22 protein-coding genes are annotated in these 24,767 nt (G+C 63.6%); 9 read left to right on the top strand and 13 right to left on the bottom strand.

The window, feature by feature from the left end:
• Positions 1-83: 83 nt before the first annotated feature.
• From purL to purS, 3 genes are read right to left on the bottom strand one after another with little or no spacing between them, the layout of a single operon-like run.
• Entirely contained in the window at positions 84-2,393 is a 2,310-nt protein-coding gene (purL, locus tag ACNQOP_RS04130) for a phosphoribosylformylglycinamidine synthase subunit PurL (protein ID WP_416403416.1), read from the bottom strand.
• Complete coding sequence (purQ, locus tag ACNQOP_RS04125) at positions 2,390-3,172, bottom strand: phosphoribosylformylglycinamidine synthase subunit PurQ (protein WP_257370523.1); 783 nt, start codon at positions 3,170-3,172, stop codon at positions 2,390-2,392. Before purQ ends, purL begins: the two co-directional genes overlap by 4 nt.
• A 1-nt stretch (position 3,173) precedes the next feature.
• Entirely contained in the window at positions 3,174-3,425 is a 252-nt protein-coding gene (purS, locus tag ACNQOP_RS04120; RefSeq protein ID WP_011773385.1) for a phosphoribosylformylglycinamidine synthase subunit PurS, read from the bottom strand.
• A 374-nt stretch (positions 3,426-3,799) separates the two neighbouring features.
• Between purS and ACNQOP_RS04115 the strand changes: the two genes are divergently transcribed.
• Both ACNQOP_RS04115 and ACNQOP_RS04110 read left to right on the top strand, forming a co-directional pair.
• Positions 3,800-3,985, top strand: coding sequence for a hypothetical protein (locus tag ACNQOP_RS04115; RefSeq protein WP_235521253.1), 186 nt, complete (start codon positions 3,800-3,802; stop codon positions 3,983-3,985).
• A 123-nt stretch (positions 3,986-4,108) separates the two neighbouring features.
• Positions 4,109-4,399, top strand: coding sequence for a DUF1540 domain-containing protein (locus tag ACNQOP_RS04110; RefSeq protein WP_211713976.1), 291 nt, complete (start codon positions 4,109-4,111; stop codon positions 4,397-4,399).
• 48 nt (positions 4,400-4,447) lie between these two features.
• Here the strand turns inward: ACNQOP_RS04110 and ACNQOP_RS04105 are convergent, their stop codons facing one another.
• Positions 4,448-5,416 carry an NAD(P)-dependent oxidoreductase gene (locus ACNQOP_RS04105; RefSeq protein ID WP_416403415.1) on the bottom strand — a complete coding sequence of 323 codons (969 nt, stop codon included), beginning with the start codon at positions 5,414-5,416 and terminating at the stop codon, positions 4,448-4,450.
• A 201-nt stretch (positions 5,417-5,617) separates the two neighbouring features.
• Here ACNQOP_RS04105 and ACNQOP_RS04100 point away from each other — a divergent pair, with 201 nt between their 5' ends.
• Positions 5,618-8,509 carry an exo-alpha-sialidase gene (locus ACNQOP_RS04100; protein WP_416403608.1) on the top strand — a complete coding sequence of 964 codons (2,892 nt, stop codon included), beginning with the start codon at positions 5,618-5,620 and terminating at the stop codon, positions 8,507-8,509.
• 259 nt (positions 8,510-8,768) lie between these two features.
• Positions 8,769-11,945: a S8 family serine peptidase gene (locus tag ACNQOP_RS04095; RefSeq protein ID WP_416403414.1), complete on the top strand. Its 3,177-nt coding sequence runs from the start codon at positions 8,769-8,771 to the stop codon at positions 11,943-11,945.
• A 95-nt stretch (positions 11,946-12,040) separates the two neighbouring features.
• On the opposite strand, the gene ACNQOP_RS04090 is transcribed toward ACNQOP_RS04095, so the two are convergent.
• Entirely contained in the window at positions 12,041-12,913 is an 873-nt protein-coding gene (locus ACNQOP_RS04090; protein ID WP_416403413.1) for a helix-turn-helix transcriptional regulator, read from the bottom strand.
• A 231-nt stretch (positions 12,914-13,144) separates the two neighbouring features.
• On the opposite strand from ACNQOP_RS04090, the gene ACNQOP_RS04085 reads away from it, so the two are divergent.
• Positions 13,145-14,533, top strand: a complete 1,389-nt coding sequence (locus ACNQOP_RS04085) for an MFS transporter (RefSeq protein ID WP_284985527.1) — start codon at positions 13,145-13,147, stop codon at positions 14,531-14,533.
• 99 nt (positions 14,534-14,632) lie between these two features.
• Here ACNQOP_RS04085 and ACNQOP_RS04080 read toward each other — a convergent pair whose 3' ends face one another.
• The 4 genes from ACNQOP_RS04080 to ACNQOP_RS04065 all read right to left on the bottom strand — a co-directional run bounded on the left by ACNQOP_RS04080 (position 14,633) and on the right by ACNQOP_RS04065 (position 17,041).
• Entirely contained in the window at positions 14,633-15,037 is a 405-nt protein-coding gene (locus ACNQOP_RS04080) for a serine protease inhibitor (protein ID WP_284985280.1), read from the bottom strand.
• Positions 15,038-15,066: 29 nt separating this feature from the next.
• The gene (locus tag ACNQOP_RS04075) at positions 15,067-16,005 is read right to left on the bottom strand and encodes a 3-methyladenine DNA glycosylase (protein WP_416403412.1); all 939 of its coding nucleotides are present in this window, start codon (positions 16,003-16,005) and stop codon (positions 15,067-15,069) included.
• The gene (locus tag ACNQOP_RS04070; protein ID WP_416403411.1) at positions 15,992-16,486 is read right to left on the bottom strand and encodes an SSI family serine proteinase inhibitor; all 495 of its coding nucleotides are present in this window, start codon (positions 16,484-16,486) and stop codon (positions 15,992-15,994) included. Before ACNQOP_RS04070 ends, ACNQOP_RS04075 begins: the two co-directional genes overlap by 14 nt.
• A 93-nt stretch (positions 16,487-16,579) precedes the next feature.
• The gene (locus tag ACNQOP_RS04065) at positions 16,580-17,041 is read right to left on the bottom strand and encodes a MarR family winged helix-turn-helix transcriptional regulator (RefSeq protein ID WP_416403410.1); all 462 of its coding nucleotides are present in this window, start codon (positions 17,039-17,041) and stop codon (positions 16,580-16,582) included.
• Between the two features lie 95 nt (positions 17,042-17,136).
• On the opposite strand from ACNQOP_RS04065, the gene ACNQOP_RS04060 reads away from it, so the two are divergent.
• The 3 genes from ACNQOP_RS04060 (at position 17,137) to ACNQOP_RS04050 (ending at position 18,179) form a co-directional block, all read left to right on the top strand.
• The gene (locus ACNQOP_RS04060) at positions 17,137-17,361 is read left to right on the top strand and encodes a hypothetical protein (protein WP_235521238.1); all 225 of its coding nucleotides are present in this window, start codon (positions 17,137-17,139) and stop codon (positions 17,359-17,361) included.
• Positions 17,362-17,462: 101 nt separating this feature from the next.
• Positions 17,463-17,696 (top strand): hypothetical protein, encoded by a 234-nt coding sequence (locus tag ACNQOP_RS04055; protein WP_284985528.1) that lies wholly within the window; start codon positions 17,463-17,465, stop codon positions 17,694-17,696.
• 99 nt (positions 17,697-17,795) lie between these two features.
• On the top strand, positions 17,796-18,179 hold the full coding sequence (locus ACNQOP_RS04050; RefSeq protein ID WP_416403409.1) for a LapA family protein: 384 nt from the start codon (positions 17,796-17,798) through the stop codon (positions 18,177-18,179).
• 110 nt (positions 18,180-18,289) lie between these two features.
• Here ACNQOP_RS04050 and ACNQOP_RS04045 read toward each other — a convergent pair whose 3' ends face one another.
• The 3 genes from ACNQOP_RS04045 to ACNQOP_RS04035 all read right to left on the bottom strand — a co-directional run bounded on the left by ACNQOP_RS04045 (position 18,290) and on the right by ACNQOP_RS04035 (position 22,529).
• Complete coding sequence (locus tag ACNQOP_RS04045) at positions 18,290-18,589, bottom strand: DUF4193 domain-containing protein (protein WP_211713967.1); 300 nt, start codon at positions 18,587-18,589, stop codon at positions 18,290-18,292.
• Between the two features lie 154 nt (positions 18,590-18,743).
• A complete protein-coding gene (locus tag ACNQOP_RS04040) occupies positions 18,744-21,239 on the bottom strand; it encodes a beta-glucosidase family protein (RefSeq protein WP_416403408.1) in 2,496 nt (831 codons plus the stop codon).
• Positions 21,240-22,529 carry an MFS transporter gene (locus tag ACNQOP_RS04035; RefSeq protein ID WP_416403407.1) on the bottom strand — a complete coding sequence of 430 codons (1,290 nt, stop codon included), beginning with the start codon at positions 22,527-22,529 and terminating at the stop codon, positions 21,240-21,242.
• 111 nt (positions 22,530-22,640) lie between these two features.
• Between ACNQOP_RS04035 and ACNQOP_RS04030 the strand changes: the two genes are divergently transcribed.
• Positions 22,641-23,237: a TetR/AcrR family transcriptional regulator gene (locus ACNQOP_RS04030; RefSeq protein ID WP_416403406.1), complete on the top strand. Its 597-nt coding sequence runs from the start codon at positions 22,641-22,643 to the stop codon at positions 23,235-23,237.
• A gap of 78 nt (positions 23,238-23,315) precedes the next feature.
• Here the strand turns inward: ACNQOP_RS04030 and ACNQOP_RS04025 are convergent, their stop codons facing one another.
• Positions 23,316-24,662 carry an aspartate kinase gene (locus tag ACNQOP_RS04025; protein WP_235519758.1) on the bottom strand — a complete coding sequence of 449 codons (1,347 nt, stop codon included), beginning with the start codon at positions 24,660-24,662 and terminating at the stop codon, positions 23,316-23,318.
• Positions 24,663-24,767 lie beyond the last annotated feature (105 nt).

The following is a 24,767-nucleotide window of genomic DNA, read 5'->3' as shown; positions in this document are numbered from 1 at the left end:
AAGCAACGCGGGGTCACTTACGGCCCATCCCGAGGGGATTTATGGGCCGTAAGTGACCCCGCGTTGCTTTAAGCGGGGAGGTCTTAGCCGAAGTACTTAGGCAGCGTACCTTCGTGTGCTTCGCTGAGGGCGTCCAGGGAGAGCTCGTCCACCCCGTTGATCTCCAGCTTTCCACCGGCAGCGTCAACGACGCCGATCCGGATGTGGGCGAAGCCGCGGGCCGTGCACATGTCCTTGAAGCGGACTTCCTCCGAACGCGGCACCGAGACGATAGCGCGGGCCTGGGATTCGGAGAAGAGGGCCGTGAACAGGTCCACGCCGTCACGCTCCATCAGTTCCTCAAGGGCAATGCGGGCGCCAACACCGTAGCGCAGCGAGGACTCAACCAGGGCAGCCGCGAGGCCTCCCTCGGAGAGGTCGTGGGCAGCGTCGACCATGCCATCGCGGGAAGCGTTGATCAGGATCTGGCCCAATTCACGCTCGGCAGCAAGATCGACCTTCGGCGGCAGGCCACCGAGGTGCCCGCGCAGGTTGGACCATTCCGAACCATCCAGCTCTGCTGCGGTGGTGCCCAGCAGGTAGATGGCCTGGCCGTCCTCGCGCCAGCCCGACGGCGTGCGGCGGGCGACGTCGTCGAGCTTGCCCAGGACAGCCACCACAGGGGAGGGGTGGATGGGCGTGGCGCCGGTCTGGTTGTAGAGCGAGACGTTGCCACCGGTGACGGGGATGCCGAGCTCCATGCAGGCGTCGGAGAGGCCACGGATGGCTTCTGCGAGCTGCCACATGACGTCCGGGTCCTCGGGGGAACCGAAGTTCAGGCAGTCGCTGACGGCCATCGGAACGGCGCCGGAGGTAGCAACGTTGCGGTAGGCCTCGGCCAATGCCAGCTGTGCACCCTGGTACGGCTCAAGGTAGGTGTAGCGGCCGTTGGCGTCGGTGGCCAGGGCAACGCCCAGGCCGGTTTCCTCGTCAACACGGACCACGCCGGCGTCGTCCGGGAACGCCATGGCAGTGTTGCCGCCGACGTAGCGGTCGTACTGCTTGGTGATCCAGGACTTGCTGCACATGTTCGGCGATGCGATGAGCTCGGTGACGGCTGCAGCCAGCTCGGACGGAGCCGACGGGCGGCCGGCGTCCTCGACGGAGCCGGTGAAGGTGTTGGCCTGGACCGAGTCCTGCCACTCCGGGCGGGCGAACGGACGGTCGTAGACCGGGCCGTCGTGCGCAACGGTGCGGGGATCGACGTCGACGATTACTTCGCCTTCCCAGGTGATGATGAGGCGACCGGTGTCGGTGACCTCACCCAACCAGGAGTACTCCACGGCCCACTTGTCCATCACAGCTTCGAACGCTTCGATGTTTTCCGGGGTGACCACGGCCATCATGCGTTCCTGCGACTCGGACATGAGGATCTCGCCCGGGGTCAGCGTGGGATCGCGGAGCAGGACGGAGGTCAGTTCAACTTCCATGCCGCCGTCGCCGTTGGAGGCGAGCTCGGACGTGGCGCAGGAAATGCCTGCGGCGCCCAGGTCCTGGATGCCTTCAACCAGTGAGCCCTTGAAGAGCTCCAGGCAGCACTCGATCAGGACCTTCTCAGCGAACGGGTCGCCCACCTGGACGGCGGGACGCTTGGAGGGCTTGGTGTCGTCGAAGGACTCCGAGGCGAGCACCGACGCGCCGCCGATGCCGTCGCCACCCGTGCGGGCACCGAAAAGGACAACCTTGTTGCCCTTGCCGGAGGCGTTGGCCAGGCGGATGTCCTCGTGGCGCATGACGCCCACGGCCAGTGCGTTCACCAGCGGGTTGCCCTGGTAGACGGAGTCGAAGACCATTTCGCCGCCGATGTTCGGCAGGCCCAGGCAGTTGCCGTAGCCGCCGATGCCGGCAACGGCACCGTGCATGACGCGCGCGGTGTCCGGGTGGTCGATCGCGCCGAAACGCAGCGGGTCCATCACGGCGACCGGGCGGGCGCCCATGGAGATGATGTCGCGGACAATACCGCCGATGCCGGTTGCGGCACCCTGGTACGGCTCAACGAACGACGGCGAGTTGTGGGACTCAATCTTGAAGGTCACGGCCCAGCCGTCCCCAAGGTTGGTGACGCCGGCGTTTTCGCCGATGCCCACCAGCATGTCCTTCTTCATTTCCTCGGTGACCTTCTCGCCGAACTGGCGAAGGTGGTTCTTGGAGGATTTGTAGGAGCAGTGCTCGCTCCACATGACGGAGTACATGGCCAGCTCGGCGCCGGTGGGGCGACGGCCAAGGACCTTGACGATCTCGTCGAATTCGTTCTGCTTCAAGCCCAGTTCGGACCACGGAAGTTCCGTGTCCGGGGTCTTGGCAGCGTGCTCAACGGTGTCGATGTTGAACTTCTTGGTGGTTTCCGTGGTCACTTGTCGCCTCCCACAATCTTGGTCAGTACGGAGGTGAAGAATCCGAGGCCGTCGGTGTCGCGGGGAGCGCCGGCGGAGCCGGACAAACCAGCCTCGGGTCCAAAACCGGCTTCAACAGCGTGCTCGGGGTGCGGCATGAGGCCCACCACGTTGCCCGCGGCGTTGGAGATGCCGGCGATGTCGCGGCGGGAGCCGTTCGGGTTGAAGCCAACGTAGCGGAACACCACGCGGCCCTCGGCTTCAAGGGCGTCCAGGGTCTTCTCGTCCGCGATGTACTGGCCGTCCTGGTTCTTCAACGGCACGATGATTTCCTGGCCATCGGTGTAATCCACGGTCCAGGCAGTGTTGGCGTTTTCCACGCGCAGCGTCTGGTCGCGGCAAATGAACTTCAGGTGGTCGTTCTTGATCATCGAACCGGGCAGCAGGTGCGACTCGGTGAGGATCTGGAAACCGTTGCAGATACCCAAAACCGGAAGCTTCGCCTCGGAGTTGGCAGCATCGATGATCTTGGTCATCAGCGGCGCGAAACGCGAGATGGCGCCTGCACGGAGGTAGTCGCCGTAGGAGAATCCGCCGGGGATGATGACAGCGTCAACGTCGCCCAGTTCGGAGTCGGCGTGCCAGAGCGGAACCGCCGTGGCGCCGGCGAGCCGTACTGCGCGAGCGGCGTCGCGGTCGTCCAGGGTGCCGGGGAAGGTGACGACGCCAACCTTGGCGCCTGCGAGCCTGGGCTCGGCGGCGACGGCTACAGCCTCGCCAATCAGGGGAATCGACGTCATATCAGGCCTCGACGACCTCGACGTTGACGACATCCTCGATCACCGGGTTGGACAGGAGGGTCTCGGCAGCTTCGCGGGCCTGGGCCAGGATAGCGTCGGTCACCTCGCCGTCGACCGTCAGTTCGAAGCGCTTGCCTTGGCGGACTGCGCTGAAGCTGTTGAAGCCGAGGCGGGGCAGGGCACCCACAATGGCCTTCCCCTGGGGGTCCAGAATCTCGGGCTTGGGCATGACGTCAACGACGATCCGGGGCATCCGGTAACTCCTGTGCGGTGAGTTGGGTGAACCTTAAATAAGGCTGCCGCGGAGGTGCCGTCTCACGCCGTTCAGCCGCATCCAAACAGCGTCTAGAACACAGGGTTAAACACGGTTGTGAACTGCAATGTTTGAACGGCATGGGGGGCGCTCCGCGAGCTTGCACACCTATTCTACCGGGAGCAGCGCACATACCCTATTCAGCCCGTTTCCGCGAGGACCCCCCGCCGTCACGGCGGAAAATGCCCCGTTTGAGGGCCCGACGGCGGCACCGCCAAGCCCCGACGGTCGCCGCTGCCAAGCCCGGCGGCCGCCGCTGCCAGGGTTCGGCGGCGGCGCTGGCCGTGGGTGGCTTGCGTCACTAGGATTGCCGCATGGCTGAGAAACCGAAATCGATGGTGCTGGGCGTTGTGGCTGCGGCCGTTTTTGCCGGGCTTGGCCGGATGGTCATCCAAAAGATCCTGTCCGACAGGGCTGCGCGGGAGCGGCACCTCACGGCACCGCTGGACCAGGAAACGCGGGCAAAGATCAGCGAAGCACTGCGAACACCCCGCAATTAGCCGGCTAATAGCGCACGCACAAATGCGCTAATGATTCGGGTTCAACCATGTGATTCCGGCGTAGCTTGGAGGTACACGCGGGGGTTCGCCCCCATACCATTCAGGATCCAGCCAGGAGGAACAATGACCGAACACATTGCCGAAGTATCCGCCTGTAGCGTGGGCAGCTGCGGCTTCAACCACGACGGCTGCACCGCATTTGGAATCACCATTGGTGGCACCCAGGATCACGCCTCCTGTGCAACGTTCATCGACACCAATGCGATGGGTGGCCTTCCCAAGGTCCTTGCCCACGTGGGTGCGTGCCAGCGATCCGAGTGCGTCCACAACAACAACCTCATGTGCGAAGCACACGACGTCAGGGTAGGGCCCGGCCGTGAAGCGGCTGACTGCCTGACCTACGAGCACGCCTGACCGTTGCCGCAAAAGCGGGCCTGACCTCCGCGGAGGTCAGGCCCGCTTTTACGTTGCCGCTTCGTGCCCCTGGCCGGCAACCTGGTTCGTCAAAGGACGGTCTTCCTTGAGTGCAGTGACATTGCCAACGACCAGTTGGGATGAGCCCTTGGGCCGGTTACCGGCCACGTGCGGGGTGATGATCAGGTTGGGCGCAGCCCACAGCTCCGACCACGCCGGGAGCGGTTCCTGCTTGGTGACGTCCAAGGCTGCCACACGGAGCCGTCCCTCCTGCAGGGCGGCCAGCAGTGCGTCTTCGTCAACGGTGGCGCCGCGGCCCACATTGACGAAAACGGCCCTGGCCGGAAGGTGCCGGAGGATGTCGTCGTTCAGGGCATCGGTGGTGTCGGGGGTGGCGGGAAGGATGGAGATCAGCACGTCGGTGGTGCCCAGGACGTGGGGGAGTTCCTCTGTTGAGACCACCGGGAAGCCGTAGCGCTCACCTTTGGAGTTGGCCACGCCGGTGACCTTCGCACCCAGGGCGGCCAGCAGGGGAGCGAGCCGTCCGGCGATCGAGCCGAAGCCCCAGATGGTGACGCTGGCGCCGTCGAGCGTGTAAAGCTGTTCGGTCGCGGGATCGGACTGCGCGGCGTTGAACTCCGTGTTCCAGGTGGTGTTCCGTTGGGCCTCCTGCAGGACGTCCAGGCGCCGGACCGCTGCAAGAACCAGCGCCAGCGCGTGCTCGGCGACGGGACCGTCGTGCAGCGAGCGGCCGGAGGTGATGGCCACGTGCTGGGCGAACCCGGCCGCCAGAACGGAATCGGGCCCGGCGGCCAGTGTCTGGACCAGCTTGAGGTTTGGCATTCCGTGGGCTGCGTCCGCCAGGTTTTCCGCGGTGTTGCGCCACGCAATGAGGACCTCGGCATCGCGGTGATCGCCGGGAATGGGCTGGTCCACGGCGTAGGTGGCTACCTCGTCCCCGGCATCGGTGAGCTCGGTGAGGTCCAGTTCGATGGTGTCCGGGGCAAGGATCTTCACGGCAACTCCAAGGTCATGGGGGTGGGTGGTTCTTTCTCGAGGCTACCGCCTGGCCTCCCCGGAGCACCGAATCCACCTTAATGCTGGCTATGTGACCCAGAACACCCTATGGTGGTAGGACGTTCGACGTAGCACGTAGCATCCACTCGAAAGGACCTCGATTTGAGATCACCATCGCCCGCCTATATCGCAGTTACCGGCATGCTGAGCCTGGGCCTTCTGGCCGGGCTGGCCCTACCCGCCACCGCCGCACCCATCCCACCGGCGAACCCCACAGCCGCCCCAGGCACCTTCGCCGAGGCCAACCTCGGCGCGGACCGCACGGCCGCCAACTTCTTCTACCGGATCCCCGCCCTGACGTACCTGGGCAACAACGTGGTCCTTGCCGCGTGGGATGGTCGCCCCGGATCGGCCACGGATGCTCCGAATCCGAACTCGATAGTGCAGCGCCGCAGCACCGATGGCGGGCAAACGTGGGGGCCCGTCACGACCATTGCCGCCGGACATGTTGCCGACTCCAGCGGTCCCAAATACGGATACAGCGACCCCTCGTATGTCTACGACGCCGAGGCCGGCAAAGTCTTCGCATTCTTCGTGTACTCCAAAGACCAAGGTTTCGGTGGAAGCCAGTTCGGAAACGATGACAACGACCGGAACGTCATTTCATCCGCCGTCATCGAATCCTCCGACGGCGGCCTCAACTGGAGCCAGCCGCGGCTCATCACCAGTGTCACCAAGCCCGGAGCCAGCAAGACCAGCCCCGCGGCAGGCGATGTGCGGTCCAACTTCGCATCCTCCGGCGAGGGCATCCAACTGAAGTACGGCCAGTACAAGGGCCGCCTGATCCAGCAGTACGCCGGTGATGTCCGCCAGGCTGACGGCACCAACAAGATCCAGGCCTACTCCATCTATTCCGATGACCACGGTGCTACGTGGAAGAAGGGTGCCAACGTCGGTGACCGGATGGATGAGAACAAGACCGTTGAACTCTCCGACGGCCGCGTACTCCTGAACTCCCGCGATAACGCCAACCAGGGGTACCGCAAGGTGGCCATCTCCACGGACGGCGGGGCAACGTACGGTCCCGTCACGCAGGACACTGAACTCCCGGACCCGGCCAACAACGGCTCCATATCGCGGATGTTCCCGGACGCCGCCCAAGGCTCTGCCGACGCCAAAAAGCTGATCTTCACCAACGCCAACTCCAAGACCGGCCGCGAAAATGTCTCCGCGCGCGTCTCCTGCGACGACGGCGCCACCTGGCCGGGCGTCCGCACCATCCGTTCCGGATTCTCGGCTTACTCCACTGTCACCCGGATGGCCGCGGGCACGTTCGGAGTCCTCTACGAAGGCAACTACACGGACAACATGCCGTTCGCTAAGTTCGACGACGCGTGGTTGAACTATGCCTGCGCTCCGTTGTCAGTTCCTGCCGTCACCACCGCTTCGGGGACCACCCAGCAAGTTCCAGTGACCGTCACCAATCAGGAAGCCTCCACGCTGTCCGGTGCGACGGCTACGGTCTACACGCCCAGCGGCTGGTCGGCCACCACAGTGCCTGTTCCTTCCCTGCAACCGGGGGCATCAGCCACCGTCAATGTAGCCCTCACCGCGCCCGCCAACGCGAGCGGCCCGCAGGACCTTAATGCTGCCTTCACGACGACGGATGGCCGGGTTTCGCAGTTCACCTTCACCGCCACCGTGCCCGCGGCCCCGCAAGTCGGCCTGACCATCACCGGGACCGCGCCAACACGCGATGTCGTCGCCAACCCTTACCAGGTAGGCGAAGCCCTCAGCTACACCTTCAACGTCAAGAGCACAGCGAACGTCACGGCCAACTCAGTGCCACTGTCCGGGACGTTCGATTCCGGGTTCCTGCCGCCGTCGGCCCCTAACTGCCGCTACAACAACCTGGCCGCGGGCGCGAGCTACAACTGCACCACTGCCAAACACATCATTACGGCAGCAGACGTTGAGCGGGGCTTCTTCGTGCCGGAAGCCAGCTTCAGCATCACCGCAAGTTCAACGCCGTCCCTCACAAAGACTGTTCCATTCACCGGCGCTGCCGTCGCCTTGCGCGATGGACTGCTAACGGCAGACATCAGCGGGGCGCGTGCCGACGTCGGACGTGACCTTGCCACGCAGCCATACGCTGCAGGTGACTTGGTTCCCTATACGTTCTCAGTGAAGAACACCAGTCCGCTGGTCGAGAAGGTAGTTCCGACTGCTGGCAACTTCAGCCCATTCCTTCCGGAAGGGCCAGGCAACTGCCGCTACAGTGTCCTGCCGGCCGGGCAGAGCTACCAATGCACCACCCCAAGGCACACCGTAACCGCTGAAGAAGCCGAACAGGGATTCTTCGTTCCGAAGACCACCTGGGAGGTCAGTTCCGCAGGCCAAAGCACCAAAACCATCACAGTGGACGGCGGCGAAGTGGATCTTACGGTGCGTGAGCCCAAGCTTGAAGCAACCGTTTCCGCCACGTGGGAAGACGCAGATGGTGACAGGTTTGCCAGTGCCGGCGATCCCGTTACGTACACCTACACGGTGGGCAACGCGGGCAATGTCGCCGTGACCGGATTGGAAGCACCCGACGCCGGTATCTCGGCAGCTGCGCTCGCAGCCGGTTCCAGCGTGACAGCCACCCGCGAGCACGTACTGACAGCAGCGGACATTGCCGGCGGGAGATTGGCCGCTGCGTCTTTTGCGGTGAAGGCAATGAATGGTTCCCGTGAGGTTGCCGCCGGAGCTGAAGGCGATGCGCTGGTCCTGGCTGTGCAGCCTGCGCAACCCAGCACCGAGCCGGCTCTGACCGTCCAGGATTTGGGGACGCCGCCTACGGATCTTGGTACAGCGGACAAGTACCGCACGGGTCAGAAGGTGGTGCTGAAGGGCCTCGAGTACGGAGAGTGGTACTACGTGTACCTGAACAAGACGGGTTATCGTCTGGGGTGGATTTTCCCCACCACTGACAACACCGTGGAATTCATCCTTCCCCCGGACGTCAAGAACGGCCGGGACGATGTTGTGGTCCTGGACAAGGACGGTATCCAGGTCTCGTTTGATCGCCTGCAGGTGACGCCGAAGGGCTAGCCTCACCGGGTGGAGATCCGCGACGGACCGCAGGTTGGATCCTGCGGTCCGTTGTTTGTCTTTCCATGACGAATCGCCAGCGCCGTGACAAGACAAATTTCCTTAAATGTGCTGTATGTCATATTCGTCTCTCACTAGGTACTCTGTGACTCGACTGGTTGCGCGTGTTTGACAAGAACTGTCAAAGGTTCAACCAACTCATAGGTGACAGGCCCCGGCGATGGAGCCCGGGCCTCCTCAGTGAAAGGTGCAACCACACGTGAAACCACAAGGAAAGAGCTTCGCCAGAAGCGGGAGCCTCCGGAAGGCCGCGGCGCTCGCCGTCGGACTGCCGTTGCTGCTCTCGTCGGTGGCGATGCCGGCCCAGGCCGCTCCCGCCCCGGAGACGCCCGGGAATGTAGCAGGCGTGGCCAAGAAGAACCTTGACCCCAGCGCCTACAAGGACGGCCGTTACATGGTGGTCCTCGCCGAAAAGCCTGCGGCCACTTACGACGGCGGCACGGCGGGTCTTGCGCCCACCAAGCCGGAGGAAGGCAAAAAGCTCGACGCCGACAGCGCAGAGGTAAAGGAATACCAGTCCCACCTCCAGCAGAAGCAGCAGGAAGTTGCCAAGCAGGAAAACGTGAACATCAAGCGGGAGTTCACCACTGCCGTCAACGGTTTCAGCGCGAACCTCACCGCCGACCAGGCCATCAACCTTGCCAAGGACCCCAAAGTCCTCATGGTTGCACCAGACACGCAGTACGCACCGGACTACTCAACCAGCGACTTCCTCAAGCTCAGCGGCCCCAACGGCACTTGGGCCACCCAGTACGGCGGGCAGGAAAACGCGGGTAAGGGAACTGTCGTTGGCGTCATCGACACCGGCTACACCCCGTCCAATCCCTTCTTCGCCGGCGAGCCCGTGGGCCCGCTGGTAGGCAACCCCCAGGTGGGCGTTCCCTACCGCACCGCAGACGGCAAGATCGCCATGCTCAAGGCCGACGGTGACACATTCGTCGGTGAGTGCCAGCCCGGAACGGGCACGGGCGCTGACTACGACGGCAGCGCCTGCAACTCCAAGGTCCTCAGCACCCACTACTTCGCAGACGCCTTCCTTGACACCGTGCCACCGGAAAACCGGGCCCCGGAAGAAGTCATCTCCGCGGTGGACGTTGCCAGCCACGGCACCCACACGGCAAGCACAGCTGCAGGTAACGGCAACGTTGACGCAGTGGTGGATGGGCGCAGCTTCGGAACCACCAGCGGCATCGCGCCCGCTGCCAAGCTCTCCATCTACAAGGTCTGCTGGGAAGACACCGATCCCGCCACCGGCGGCTGCTACGGCTCCGCATCCGTTGATGCGATCGAGCAAGCCATCCTGGACGGCGTGGACGTACTCAACTACTCCATCTCCGGGTCCACCACCAGCACCACGGATCCTGTCTCGCTGGCGTTCCTGTCCGCCGCTTCGGCCGGCATTTTCGTCGCCGCTTCCGCCGGTAACTCCGGTCCCACTGCCAGCACCGTGAACCACGGCGCTCCCTGGCTGACCACGGTTGCTGCCACCTCCTTCTCCCAGGAGCTGCAGGGCACGATCCAATTCTCCGACGGCAGCAAATTCCGCGGAGCGAGCATCATGAACCGTGAGGTGACCGGTGCCGGCGTCGTGCTTTCCACCAACGCCGCAAGCGGACAGGGTAATGCAGCGCTGTGTGCTCCGGGGTCGCTGGACCCGGCCAAGGTTGCCGGCAAAGTCGTTGTCTGTGACCGCGGCGTGGTTGACCGGACCGCCAAGAGCGCAGAAGTACTGCGGGGCGGCGGCGTCGGCATGATCCTGGTGAACCTGACCGATTCCTCGCTGGACACCGACAAGCACGCGGTCCCCACTGTCCACGTGAACCCGCCCGCAACGCAGGCCATCAAGGACAAGGTCACCGCCAACCCGGCCATCACCGTGTCCCTGGTCAATCGCGATACCACGGGCTTGCCTGCCGAAGCCCAGCCCCAGATCGCCGGCTTCTCATCCCGCGGTCCGCTGCTCGCCACCGACTCGGACCTGTTGAAGCCTGACGTCTCCGCTCCCGGCGTGGCCGTGCTTGCAGGCGTTTCGCCGATCGGAACCGGCGGGGACAACTTCGGCTTCATGTCCGGAACGTCCATGGCCTCCCCGCACGTTGCCGGCTTCGGCGCACTGATCCTGGGCAAGAACCCGAAGTGGTCCCCGGCCACGGTCAAGTCCGCCATGATGACCACCGCTGGACCGGTCAAGCTGGCCAACGGCACCGTCAACAAGGACGTCTTCGCCACCGGCGCCGGCCAGGTTGACCCCGCGAAGGTCCTCAGCCCCGGCCTCGTCTACGACGCAACCACCGAGGACTACCTGAAGTTCATCCAAGGCACTGGCATGGACCTGGGCATGGAAGGGCTCGGCACCACCGCAGCGCGCGACATGAACGTTCCGTCGTTCGCGCTGGGCAACCTCGCAGGCAAGATCGAGGTCACCCGCACCGTAACCGCCCTGACGCCGGGACTCTACCGGGCGTCGGTCAACGTTCCGGGCGTCAACGTCAAGGTCACTCCGTCAGTGCTGAACTTCGGTGCGCCGGGCGAGAAGAAGACCTTCAAGGTCCAGTTCGAGAACAACAACGCAGCCCTTGGCAGGTTCGCCATGGGTTCGCTGAGCTGGACGGGTGCCAACAAGACCGTCACCTCGCCGATCGCAGTCCGCCCCCAGTCCGTCATTGCGGACAAGGCGCTGGCGTTCACGGGAACGGGTCCCAACGGCTCGGGAGCCATCAACATCACCTCCGGCACCAACCTTCCGGTGGGAGTGACCATTGATGGACTGTCCAAGGCCGATTCCTCGGCAGTGGAACTGGTTCCCGGCCCGTTCGCCGGTGAGACCAACGCATCCAACTTCGTGAAGAAGGTGACCGTTGGTGAGGGCAGCGCCCTGGCCAAGTTCTCGGTCATCTCCTCCAACGACGCCGCGGACTTCGACATGCTGGTGCTGACACCGTCGGGCCAGCAGCTGCCGGCAGCGACAGCCTCCGCCAGTGAATCACTGTCCGTTCCCAACCCCGCACCGGGCGACTACTACGTCTTCGCCAACCTTTACGCGAGCCCCAACAACCAGGCCACCAAGGCCACCGTTGACGCCGCCGTTCTGGGAGCGAACCAGGGCAACGCCACCGTGACGCCTAACCCGATCCGTCTCGCCAACGGCAAGACGGGCCAGATTTCGCTGAACTGGAAGAACCTGGAACCGGGTTCCTACATTGGCCGCCTGACCTTCGCCGGAACCAGCGAGCCGAGCTTCGTCACCGTCCTGGTCAACCCGGGCGGAACCGTGGTGGTTCCTGACGATGAGGACCCGAAGAAGGACAAGAAAGACAAGAAGAACCACGGCAAGATCCGTGGAGACGAGCCGACACAGAGCAACAACGCAAGCTAGTCCGGCTTGATCCAATAAGCACAGTGGCCGGTGGGATTTCCCACCGGCCACTGTGCTGAGGTCCTATGCTCCAGCTGTCGCAACTCGTTGGTAGTTCACGAGGTCCAAGCGGGTTCCACCACGTTGACATCGCTGGACTCCAATAATTGCAGGGCCTCGGCCGCAGGCGTGCCGGGGTCAGCGGTATACATCAGGATCCGGTGTCCCGATTCGTCGGGAGGGGTCAGGACCTCGAAGTTGAGCTCAATGTCGCCGACCTCGGGGTGATGCATGTACTTCAGTCCGGACATGCAGTTCTCAACGGGGTGGCGTGCCCACAGTTTGGCGAACTCGTCGCTGTTCATGGTCAACTCGCCAACCAACGATGCGAGTTCCGCGTCATCAGCCGCACGGCCCGCGACCAGTCGCAGCGAGGACACTGCACGTGTAGCCTCTTCGACCCATCGGCTGTAAAGCTCCCGGGTGTGGCGGTCCAGGAACAAGAGCCGCGTCATGTTGGGCCTCGTTGACGGCGTCTCCGGCGCGGCGAAATCCAAGTGGCCAGCCACAAGCCTGTGACCGATCCGGTTCCACGCGAGCACTTCGCTGCGGCGCCCCAGGACGACGGCGGGTGTGTTGGACATCGACTGGATGAGGCGCAACATGCCGGGCCTTACCTTCTCTGGCTTGGTCAGGGTGCGCCTTTTGGTGGTCCCTGGCCGGGCGAGATTGAAAAGGTGCGCACGCTCGTCGGTGTTCAGGTTAAGAGCCCGGGCGATTGCATCGATGACCGCTTCGGAGGCGTTGTTGCTGAGGCCTTGCTCCAAGCGTGTGTAATACGTATTGCTGACGCCGGCCAGCATGGCCAGCTCTTCCCTGCGGAGGCCGGGTACACGGCGGATGCCGTAATTCAGAAGGCCAACGTCCTCTGGCTGTAAGGCAGCTCTTCGGACGCGAAGGAACTCCCCAAGTTCACTTGGATTACTCATGGGCCCATTCTGCCGGTCTTGCGCAGCAATGTCCTGTCACTGTCAGGGGTAGGCAGAAGGGGGTGTGGTTGATCCCCGGGCATTCCGTGAATGTGGAGTTGTGAAGATGCCGTCCGCGGACGGCGACCCCTCCAAAAAAGGAACACTCCCATGACCACGCAACCGGATGTCACCACAGGACCCGGCGTTCCACCCTTGATGGAAACCGAGGCGCCTGCCTCTTCGGGACGGATGAATGGCCGCCAAAGGCTGGCACTCATCGTCCTGCTCGCCGCAAGCTTTACCCTCGCCGTCGACTTCTCGATCCTCAACGTCGCGCTCCCGGCCATCGGTGCCGACGTCGGATTCAGCCTGGAGAACCTCCAGTGGATCGCGACGGCGTTCGCACTGTGCGCCGCCGGGTTGACCCTCTTGTTCGGGCGCGTCGCGGACATCGCGGGCCGCCGCCGGATGTTCATCATCGGCATGGCCCTGCTGGGTGCAGCCTCGCTCGCCGGCGGCCTGGCTGCAGACCCCGCACTGTTGCTCATCGCCCGCGTCGGCCAGGGCATCGCGACGGCCATCGTCGTTCCAGCCGCCCTGTCCTTGCTGCTGGCGTCCTTCCCTGAAGGCCCTTTGCGCGACAAAGCCCTGGGCCTGAACGGTTCCCTGATGGCTGCCGGGTTCACCACGGGTGCAATCCTCGGCGGCCTGCTGACCGACCTGCTCAGCTGGCGCTGGGCGTTCTTCATCAACGTTCCGGTGGCCATCGCGGTGCTCATCATTGCCCCCATTGTCCTCGCCGAGAGCAAGCCCACCACCAAGTTGCGGCTGGACGTACCGGGTGCCATCACGGTGACACTCGGCCTTCTGGCCCTGGTGTTCGGTCTGACGAACGCCGCAGAACACTCCTGGGCTGATCCGCTGACGTTGGGCAGCCTCGCAGCCGCTGTGGTCTTGTTCGTTGCTTTCGTGGCCGTCGAGCGGAAAGCCGCCTCACCCTTGGTACCACTGGAAATCCTCAAGCGCTCCACGGTCGCGTGGGGAAACATTGCGGGCATCCTTGCCTTCGTCACCGAAACGTCCTTGGTGTTCCTGTTGACGCTGTACCTGCAGCAGGTCCTCGGCTACACCCCGCTCGGTGCCGGCTTGGCCTTCGCTGTCCTGGGTCTCGGAACCGTATTGGGTGGTGTCCTTGGCCCCAAGGTCATCGGAAAAATCGGCAACAAGAAGGCAATCGTCTACGGATTCATCGTCCAGGCAATCGCCACTGGTTCCCTGGTCCTGCTCAGCGCCGACCCGGCGTCCATCGCACTGCTGCTGGTTGCCACGTTTATTGGGGGCGTGGCAAACCTCGTGGTTATCGTCGGATTCATGGTCACCGCAACGTCCGGCCTGCCTGACGCCGAGCAAGGCCTTGCCACCGGGTTGGCGACCATGAGCCAGCAGGTCGGCATCACCATGGGTATCCCGATCATGAGCGCGATCTTCACCGCACAGATCCTCGCCATCGGGAACAACGATGCCCCGGCCGTGCTCAGCGGCGTCACCACGGCCATCTGGGTGAATGCGGCACTGTGCCTGCTCACAGCGCTGGTGGTGGGGTTGTTCCTCCGCAAGCCGGCGCCCGCCGTTAGCTAAGGCAGCACACCCTAGCTGAGGCGGCAAACGCCGCTGCCAGGTCCCAGCCAGTCCGGCGATTTCCTCAAAGGACTGGCTGGGCCCGTTGGGCTGCCCAAGCTATACCGCGCCGCTTGAGCCTCCTGTGTTGCCCAGCAGCGCCGCCACCGCTTTCCAGCGCGCGATCTCGCAGCCGTCGGTCCTGCTGAAGTGGCTATGGACTTTCCGTCCGCGGAACCAGCCTTTAACAACGGCAACCTGCGGGCCACCGTATTGCTGGGTGCAGATCCTGTCCGGGCGTGGTTCGGGGAAGAAGATTTCCTCCCCGAACTGCTCGACGGCGGCAAGCGCCGCAGGCGCGTCCGGGAGGTTCGAATCCATTGACGTCGGATCGGGTGAGAGGACGCCGCCCGCGGACCGGAGGTGGAACGTCCTTTCCTCAGCGCCCGGTGCCTCTGTCAACGTCACTGTCAGCTCGACGTCGTACTCGCTCTTGGCTGTGTCAACGGTGTTATCGGAAACCATGGTGACCTTTCGCTTGTGGCGTCGGGTGCTCAGGCAGCGAGCCCGCTCAGCTCGTCCAAGAGCGGTCCTACTGCCTGGAGCACGCGGGTCCGCAGCTCCTGGGATTCGGCCGCGAAAGCCCGCTGGTATTCAACGTACTCGGCCTTGCCCTGCGGTGTCTCAATCCTGATGGGTGGGTAGCCCCATTCTTCGAGATCGTACGGTGAGGCCTGCATGTCCATGGCCCGGATCCGCCACGACAACTCGAAGCAGTCCATCACCAGCTCACTCGGCAGCGCGGGCGTGAGCTTGTATGCCCACTTGTAGAGGTCCATGTTGGCGTGCAGGCAGCCGGGCTGTTCCATGCTCCGCTGGTTCTCGCGCGTGGGTGTGAGCTCATTCAAGGGCAGGGCGTCCGGAGTGTAGAAACGGAAGGCATCGAAGTGGGAGCAACGGATCCGGTTCTCTTCCACCACGGTGTCCGTGCCCTGGCCACCCAACCTCAGTTTCAGGTATTCATGCCGCAGCTCGAACTTCTCCTGCCTGTAGACCATGGCCCACTCGTGCAGCCCAAAACATCCGAATTGTGCCGGGCGCTTTGCGGTTCCGGCAAGGATGATTCCCGCGAACCGGACTGCCTCTGCGCGGTCGGCCAGGAAACTGCCGCGGTCAAAGGCGACCGCAGGGGTTCCTGCGGGCAGGCCCGCTGCGGCGAGTTCGTCGTCGTGGGCTGGCCGGTAGAACTTCCAGTTGGCGCGTTCAAGGGCACGATCGCCACTGAGCAGCACTGCGTGGCCGGGATGCCAGCGCTGCAACTGTCCGGGTTTCTGGGTGTAATACGTGAAAAGGAAATCTTCCACGGGGTGCTTCTTGCCCGCCGAACGCCGGGCCAGGTACGGGTCGGCGTAACGCGCCACCCGGGCATGATGGGCTGCCTCGAGCCCGAGCCATTGCTCCTGGGGGAGGTGCCGCAGGTTAGACGCCGCCATCTGAACCGAGAATATTCTTGGCGGCGTCCCACATGGCGATCTGGCAACCGTCCGTGCGGCTGAAGGCGGCCGTCACTTCCTTGCCATCCACGGAGCCGGTCACCTTGGCTGTTGCCGGACCGCCATACTGCATGGTGCAGGCCATGTCGGTCCGGGGTGGGGCGGGGCTGAGGATGCCGGGGTTTTTCATGATCGTGGCGCAGGCTTCAGCGGGGGAGGGATGCTTGCTTTCGGCTGCGGGCTTCCCATCGGCGCAAACAAGCGTGAAGGTCTTCGGTGCGGCTTCCGGGGTTTCCATGAGCTTAATGGACAGTTCGGCGTTGCCGTTGCCGCTGTTTGCAGGAGCGGACGACGACGGTGCCTGGGTTGCGCTTCCCGAGGAACCCGGCGTGGGGGTGCCCGAGCATGCCACAAGGCCGGCAACGGTCAACACGGTCAGTGCCGGTACCGCCAGTAGGGGGCGAATAGATCGCATGCGCATGGGTTCTCCTGGGTTTGCATCCATTTTACGTGGCACTTGTGGTGCTTTACGCCTGTGGTCACTCCCTAGCAGAGCACCGCTGACCGTCCTTGGCTAGGGGTTGCGTTGGGTAGCGGCTATCAACCCGATCATGGCCTGATGCAGCTCCGCCACTTCTTCCCGGCTCAGTTGCAGGCGCTCGCGGATCTGCCCCGGTACCGCCGTCGCCTGTTCACGCAGGGCTGCGCCTTGTTGCGTCAGATTGATGGCCAAGGCACGTTCGTTGCCGGGCACGCGCTCGCGGGTGATGAGCTCGGCGTCTTCGAGCCTCTTCAGCAAGGGGGAGAGGGTGGCGGGCTCGTGTAGGAGGGTGTCGCTGATGTCCTTGAGAGTCCGGGGGCTTCGTTCCCAGAGGGCCAGCATCACCAAGTACTGGGGATGGGTAAGTCCCAGCTTCTCCAGGACTGGCTTATAGATGCCTACGACGCTCCGTGAAGCCACAGTCAGTGCGAAGCACAGCTGACGCTCCAGAAGGAGGTCATCGGTTTCCTCGGTGGTCTCGCTGACGCTGGTCATGTCTTTCCTTCCCGACACCCTGCGGACTAGTTAGTGTACTAATAATTAGCGTACTATGAAGGCGTTGAACCGTCTAAAAGAGGAGTCGATCAAGCGTGGCAAAGGAATCCCTGACCCGGAAGTTCATGCGCGCCACCGGGAAGTTCCGGATCATTTTCGGACCGGCGCAGAGCAGTTCCCTTGACCACGAGATGACCGAGGCCAACCGGCAGCTGCTCGCCCAACGCCAGGCCGAGACCCAGCAGTGGGAAACCCTCCGCCGTCCCGACGGCAGCACCTATGTAGTGCCCCGCAACCCGGACGACAAGTCCCTGCGCTAAGCCCTCTCGCATGGGGTGATCCGGGCGTAAAATTGGTTCACTGAACGGCACCGCATCAGCCCTGCCGCGCTTCTCTCTCCTGTGGAAAGGGGGTGGAGATGATGGGACGCAGATTGGAAGGTTTCCAACACGTCACGGAGCGGCTGCAATACGTCTTTGGTCCGGCGACGCGCGGCGACACGGGCAGCCCTATTGTGCACAAGCATGATGACTTCGAGACGGCTTCGGAGGAAGACCTGAAGAACTTCGACGTCGAGACCGATTCCGAAGGGCATCACTACGCTGTCCGCAATAACGATCCAGGTCCAACCAGCACCGACTACTCAATGAAGTAGGCGCTGGCTCGCCCCGTTTCAGGCATGCCCTTGTCCACTTATCAATAAGCATGCTTATGATGCTTATGAACGACATCAGCCGACGGGTAGGGGTCCACCATGAGTTTCCAGGATGATGCAGCAAGAACTCCTGCCGGCCCCAAGCCGGGGGAGCAGGTCACCACGCCTCCAGCGCAGCGCGTGGTTCAACCTCCTGCGTCAGGGCGGAGCCGTCCGACGCGTACGGCTGCCTTGTGGGTGGCGGTGGCAGTTGGACTGGTGGTCCTTGTGATGTTGATCGTCTTCTTTGTCCAAAACCAGGACATGATCACCGTCCGGTTCTTTGGACTTGAAGGGACCCTGGCGCTGGGCACTACGTTGTTCATCGCAGCCGTCGGGGGAGGCGTCCTTGTGGCGCTCGCAGGCGGAGCCCGGATCCTCCAGCTCAGGGTATCCAACCACCGGCGCCAGAAGACCGTAGGCAGGGCAGGAATGCCACAGTAGCGTGGCCTTAAGTGCGGAAGGACCGGAGCAATTGCTCCGGTCCTTCCGCAATTTAATCCCGACGGCGGCACTCCCTGACGACGTTCAATCCGCCGGGGTGGTGGGTCGTCTTAGCCTTCGCAGTCAGTGCAGTAGGCGACGCCATCCTTTTCGCGGGCAATCTGCGAACGGTGGCGGACCAGGAAACAAGAGTTACACGTGAACTCATCGCTGGCCTGCGGGATGACCTGAATAACCAGCTCTTCGGCGACGATTTCGCCGCCGGGGCCGTTGGCGTCGAGGCCATCGGTTTCGTCCAGTTCAAGCACGACACTCTTGGCCGTGGGAGCGCTGGCGGACTGGAGAGCCTGGAGGGACTGCTCCTGGTTCTCTTTTACATCGGTACGGAGTTCGTCGTAATCGGCTGCCACTTTTTAATGCCTCTTCGTGTTAGGGGGTTACCGGGTATGCAACGTACAGCATGCCACGAAAATTCCATACCATACCCCAGTTCTACAGCTTGTGGCGAAAACCACGTGGCTGACGGCCCAAAAAAGCCGTCACCCAGCGCTTTTCAACACCGCATTACCGGAGTTCGATCTCCATCGACTGGAAGTCGTCCATGGCGTGGCGACCAACCAGGATACGGAACATACCCCGCTCAAACTGCCATCCGCCGTCGTAATGTGCAAACGCCCTGGCGGGGATGCGTATTTCCACGCTCTCGGTTCCGTTCGCGGCGAGGTGCGTTCCGGCGTAGCCGGCCAGCCAGCGGACGGGGCGTTCGACGGCGGAATCGTCGCGGTCCAGGTAAACCTGCACCACTTCCCGCCCGGTGCGGGTGCCGGTGTTCTTGACCGGCACGTGAACCACCACGTCGTTGCCAGCCTGTACTACCTGCGGGGCGTGGGCGGTGCCGAGCTCGAAAGTGGTGTAGCCCAATCCATAACCGAACGGCAGGGCAGGAGCCGCTCCGCCCTCTGCTTCCTGCTTCAACCACGCCCTGTAACCGACATGGATCCCTTCGGCGTAGGTAACCTTTCCGTCCACGGGAGTGGTGCTGAGTACAGGGACGTCCTCCAGTGCCGCCGGCCACGTGGTGGGCAAGCGTCCGCCCGGCTCTTCGAGGCCCAGGAGAATGTCAGCGATGGCGTTGCCGAACTCCTGGCCGCCGAACCAGCCCAGCAGGACCGAGTCCACGACTTCGAGCCAAGGCATCAGTACCGGCGAGCCGGAATTCACCACCACGACTGTCCGCGGATTGGCTGCCGCGACAGCCTCAACCAATTGGTTCTGGTAGCCGGGGAGGTCAAGGTCCTTCCGGTCGAACCCCTCCGATTCGATGGCCGCGTTGGTGCCCACCACCACCACGGCCACGTCGGAAGCCCGGGCTGCCGCCACAGCCGCGTCGATCTCGGCCTGGGGGTCCGCGACCACGGTTTCTTCACCCAGCAGGACTGCCGTGAACGGAATGACCTGCTCATCGGGTAACTGGTATTCGGCCTCAATCCGCACCCTCTGGCCGTGCGTGGTTTCGATGGCGTGGACGGTTTTGGGGGGATCGAACAGTGCCGCGCCAAGGACCTCGGTCTCGTCCTCGAGTTCACCGTTGAAGACCTCCGTTCCGTCCAGGACAAAGCGGATCCGGCCCACGGTCCCGACACCCAGGTGGTGGATCCCTGCTGTTTCGGCTGTCCAGTCAGCTTCCATGCGGATGGAGGCCGCGCCGTCGGGAATTCCGATGCCGAACCAGATCAGGTGCGAGGCAAGGCGGTCTTCCCCGGAAATTTCCGTGCCGTCCGCCGCGAGGAAACTCACCCGGATGCCGGGCACGTCGGACACGGGGTTGTGCAGGGACGTGCGGGGGAATGCCTGGATGCCCTCGGCTACCTTGGCGCCGCGCGCGTAGGTGACCTTCACGCCGTCGGGCAGTGCCTTGCGGAGCCCCTCCAGCGGCGAAACGGTGTACTTGGGCATGACGGTGGCGCTGCCGCCGCCTTGGGTGCGGGCTTCATCGGCGTTGTGGCCGATCACGGCCACGCTGCTGAGCGATGCGGCGTCCAGGGGCAGCAGGCCCTTGTTGCGGACCAGTACCGCGCCGCGGACAGCGACTTCACGGGCGACGGCGGCACCGTCAAGTTGCGCAGGCAGCTCGGTGACTGCGGGCGTGAACCCTTCCAGTGAGCCCACGCGGGCCGCCAGGCGAAGGATGCGGGTGACCTTCTCCACAATGGCGTCCCGGCTAACGTGTCCGTCATTGACGGCGGCCAGAAGCTTGGGTCCCCAGTGGCCTACCGGCCCTGGCATTTCCAGGTCCTGGTGGGCGTTGGCGGCGTCCACGGAGCGCACGCCCGTCCAGTCGGAGACCACGACGCCGTCGAAGCCCCACTCGGTGGACAGCGGTGTTTCCAGCAGTTTGTTTTCGCTGGCAGTGGTTCCGTTGATGGAGTTGTAGGAGCTCATGACCAGCCAGGCGCGGGCCTCGGTGATGGCGTCCTCGAAGGCTGCCAGGTAGAGCTCGCGAAGCGGGCGTTCGTCCACCACAGAGTCCGCAGTGAAGCGGTCGGTTTCGGCCTCGTTGGCCAGGTAGTGCTTGGGCGTCGCACCAACACCCATGGACTGCACGCCGGTCACGTATCCTGCGGCCATGGTGGCGGTGAGCCGGGGGTCCTCGCTCATGCATTCGAAGTGGCGGCCGCCCAGCGGGGAGCGGTGCAGGTTGATGGTGGGGCCCAGTACGGCGTGCACACCCTTGCGTCGGGCCTCCTGGCCCAGGACCTGCCCGTAGCGGCGGGCAGTTTCGACGCTCCAGGTGGCGGACAAAGCGGACGACGACGGGAGGGAGACGGAGTCGTGGCGCTCATCGAAGTCCTCGCCGCGGACGCCGGCAGGGCCGTCGGACATCACGACCCGTGACAGGCCGATCTCCGGGATGGTGTGTGTGGACCACACATCCGCGCCTGTGAGCAGTTGTACCTGCTGCTCCAGGGACAGGCTCCTGGCGATTTCCCGGATCTTGGCTTCTGCGTCCGGGCTTCCGGCTGCGGGGACGGTGACGGCTGCCGACAGGATGGGGTTCATTTACTTGACTCCTTTGATGCGGGTGACGAGAAGTGCTCCGATGATGCCAACCACGGCACCACCGAGGAACAGGGCGGGATAGCCACCCAGCGCGATGACAGGAAATGCGATGGCGGGGACGAGGGACTGTGGGAGGGCTTGGGCGATGTTGAAGACACCGAAGGTCTTGGCGTTCTCGGATTGGTTTTTGGGCAGGAGGTCCGTGATGAGGGCTACATCAACGGCACTGAAGACGCCCAGGCCCAGGCCGAGAACGCCCTGCCCAACCAATACCTGGCCGGCTCCGGTGCTGGTGGCGATAACAATGAGGCCACCCATCATGATCAGCGCGGACATGATCACCATGGCCTTTCGCTTGCCGATGCGGTCACTGATCCAGCCGCCGGCGAGGCTGGTGATGACCGTGCCTGCTGAGCTCACCAGCGTTGCTTGGAACACCAGGCTGGTGACTTGGCTTTCCGCGATGTGCAGGTGGTCCGTGAAGAAGTACGGCAGATACAACAGTCCCGCGCAGTAACCGACGTAGACCATGAACTTGGTCAGCCAGGCCCAGCCCAGTCCGGGGTACGTTTTGGGGTTGAAGTAGAAGGAGCCGAGGATCTCCTTGAAGTTCAACGGAGCCGGCTTCTCAGTGAGGACCCGGTCCTTGAACGTGAAAGCGAAAGCTATTGCCACGGCCGTGCCCACGATTCCCGGGACGACGGCCATCTGCAGGGCGTTGTCGAACATCTGGGCAAAGAAGGCGGCGGCCACGAGGCCGATGGGAAGTGTCATGCCGATGAGCCCGGAGAGGCGCCCGCGCTCGGCGGGGCCGGCCTGGTCGGGAAGTGTGGCTACAAGGGCTGCCAGCGCGGCGTTAAAGCCCAGCTGTGCTACAACCCAGGCAGCCAGGACGGTGCCCACTTCTGCGGCCGAACCCAGCAGGAACAGTGCTGCCAGGCCAACAAGGGAACCGCCGACGATCCAGGGCTTTCGCATGCCGAAGCGGGAAGTTGTCCGATCGCTGAGGCGCCCGAAGAACGGGTTCGCCAGGAGGGCGACTGCCGCTCCGACTCCTGCCACCAGGCTGAGGGCGCCGGCCCTGGTGTCCGGCGTGGTGATTTCTGAAACCTTGATGGCGAGGACCACCAGGGCGGGGGCGAGAACAGCCATCCAGAGGCCGGCGCTCGCAATCGGCATGCCGATGACGTAGGCGCGCGAAGCTGCTCGGGGCGCTTCGTTTGCCCGGGGCGCTTCCGGGGCAGGGTTGGTGCTGGCGGCCGGAGCCTGCTGGGTGATATCGAGGGCCACATTGCCTCCTGTGAATGTGCGACCCACCGTTGGGTCTCTGCAAAGACTGTAGCGATAAAAATCTAGTGTGACTAGGTTTTCATGGAAATGACGGTGAAATAGACTGACGCAATGCCTAATTCGAGGGCCCGCGGCCAGTACGCCAAGGGAGCGGAACGCCGCGAACAGATCATCCAGACAGCAACAGACGTCTTCGCCACGGAAGGCTTTGAAGGTACGGCCCTCAAGCGCGTGGCGGAGCTGGTGGGAGTGAAGGAAGCCACCCTGTTCCACTACTTCAAGGGGAAGCAGGAGCTCCTAACGGCCGTCCTGGCCGAACGAGACCGCCGGTCCCTGGTCGGCAGCGGACAGGAAGACGTTGGTTTGGGCCTCATGGCCACCATTGCAGAGCGCAACCGCCGGGAGCCGGGCCTGACGACGCTCTACGCAGTTGCCTCAGCCACGGCCAACCACCCGGAACACGACTCGCATGGCTACTTCAAAGCGCGTTACGAGACGGTGGTGCAGGACATCGCCGCCGACGTTCAGCGGCGCCAGGCTGCCGGCGAAGTCCGCACCGACGTCGACCCCGTCATGCTGGCCCGGCTGACAGTTGCCGCTTTCGATGGACTCCAGCTGCAGTGGCTCTACGACAAGGACGTCGACATGGCCGAAGGCCTGCGGCAGCTCATCGATGTGCTGCTGCTGCCCCCGCAAGCATCTGACTGAGGAACAGAAAACGCCGTTCTGAAGGACCAGAACGGCGTTACCTGTTGCTCTCTTGGGCTCGTCGCCCGAAGCGTTTCCTTAGCGGCCGGTGCCGCCGTAAACGGTAGCCTCGGCGTCGCCGTCGAGCTCGAAAGCGTTGTGGATGGCGCGGACGGCGTCATCCAGCGCATCAGCGCTGGTCACGACAGAGATGCGGATCTCCGAGGTGGAAATCATATCGATGTTGATGCCGGCGTCGGAAAGGGCCTTGAAGAACGTGGCCGACACGCCGGGGTGCGAACGCATGCCCGCGCCAATCAGCGAAAGCTTGCCGACGTGCTCGTTGTATTCGATGCTTTCGAAGCCGATCTGGCCCTCGGCGGCACGCAGGGCGGCCAAGGCGTCCGCACCTTCGACTATGGGGAGCGTGAACGAGATGTCCGTACGGCCTGTGCCGTGCGTCGAGACGTTCTGGACGATCATGTCGATGTTCGAGTGCGCATCGGCGATCACCTGGAAGATCGCAGCAGCCTTGCCGGGGATGTCCGGAACGCCCACAACGGTGACCTTGGCTTCGGACCGGTCGTGCGCAACGCCGGAGATGATTGGCTGCTCCAAGGCAACTCCCTCTTGAATCGTGAACTTTTCTTCGGCGCCCGGGATGACCCACGTGCCTTCGTTCTGGCTGAATGACGAACGGACGTGCAGCGGCACACCGAAACGACGTGCATACTCCACGCAACGGAGGTGCAGGATCTTGGCGCCGGAAGCAGCCAACTCCAGCATTTCTTCACTGGAAATACGGTCGATCTTCTGGGCGCTGGTCACTACGCGGGGATCGGCAGTGTAGATGCCGTCCACATCCGTGTAGATTTCGCAAACATCGGCTTCGAGGGCCGCCGCCAGGGCAACGGCAGTGGTGTCCGAGCCGCCCCGGCCCAACGTGGTGATCTCATGGGTAGCGCGGCTCATGCCCTGGAAACCAGCGACGATGGCGATGTGGCCCTTGTCCAAAGCCGTCCGGATACGGTGCGGGTCGACGTCGATAATTCGCGCCTTGCCGTGGATGCCGTCCGTGATCATTCCGGCCTGGGAACCCGTGAAGGACTGCGCCGAGGCACCGAACTTGTTGATGGCCATGGCAAGCAGGGCCATGGAAATACGTTCGCCGGCGGACAGGAGCATGTCCATCTCACGGGCCGGAGCGGAGTCCGTGACCTGGCTCGCGAGGTCCAGGAGTTCATCGGTGGTGTCGCCCATCGCGGAGACAACAACCACAACCTCGTTGCCGGCCTTCTGCGCATCCACGACGCGCTGTGCGACCCGCTTGATGCCATCGGCATCGGCAACCGAGGAGCCGCCGAACTTCTGCACGATCAGCTGCTTGGTAATGGCAGCCTCGTTGGAGAGCTCGTCGATCTTCACTTCGGTAGTGGGCATAGTCATGCGCGCACCCTCACTGCATCAATAGGGTTCGAACGCGGCCTGCCAATGTGGCATTGGAACACGCCTGCGTAGCTTATTTCCCCAGTTTATCGCCGCGGGCAGTGC

It is taken from the genome of Arthrobacter sp. LFS091 (assembly GCF_047977885.1).
In the GTDB taxonomy this organism is placed as follows: domain Bacteria; phylum Actinomycetota; class Actinomycetes; order Actinomycetales; family Micrococcaceae; genus Arthrobacter.
Note: the sequence above shows the minus strand (reverse complement) of the source record. Positions and strands in the feature narration are given on the sequence as shown.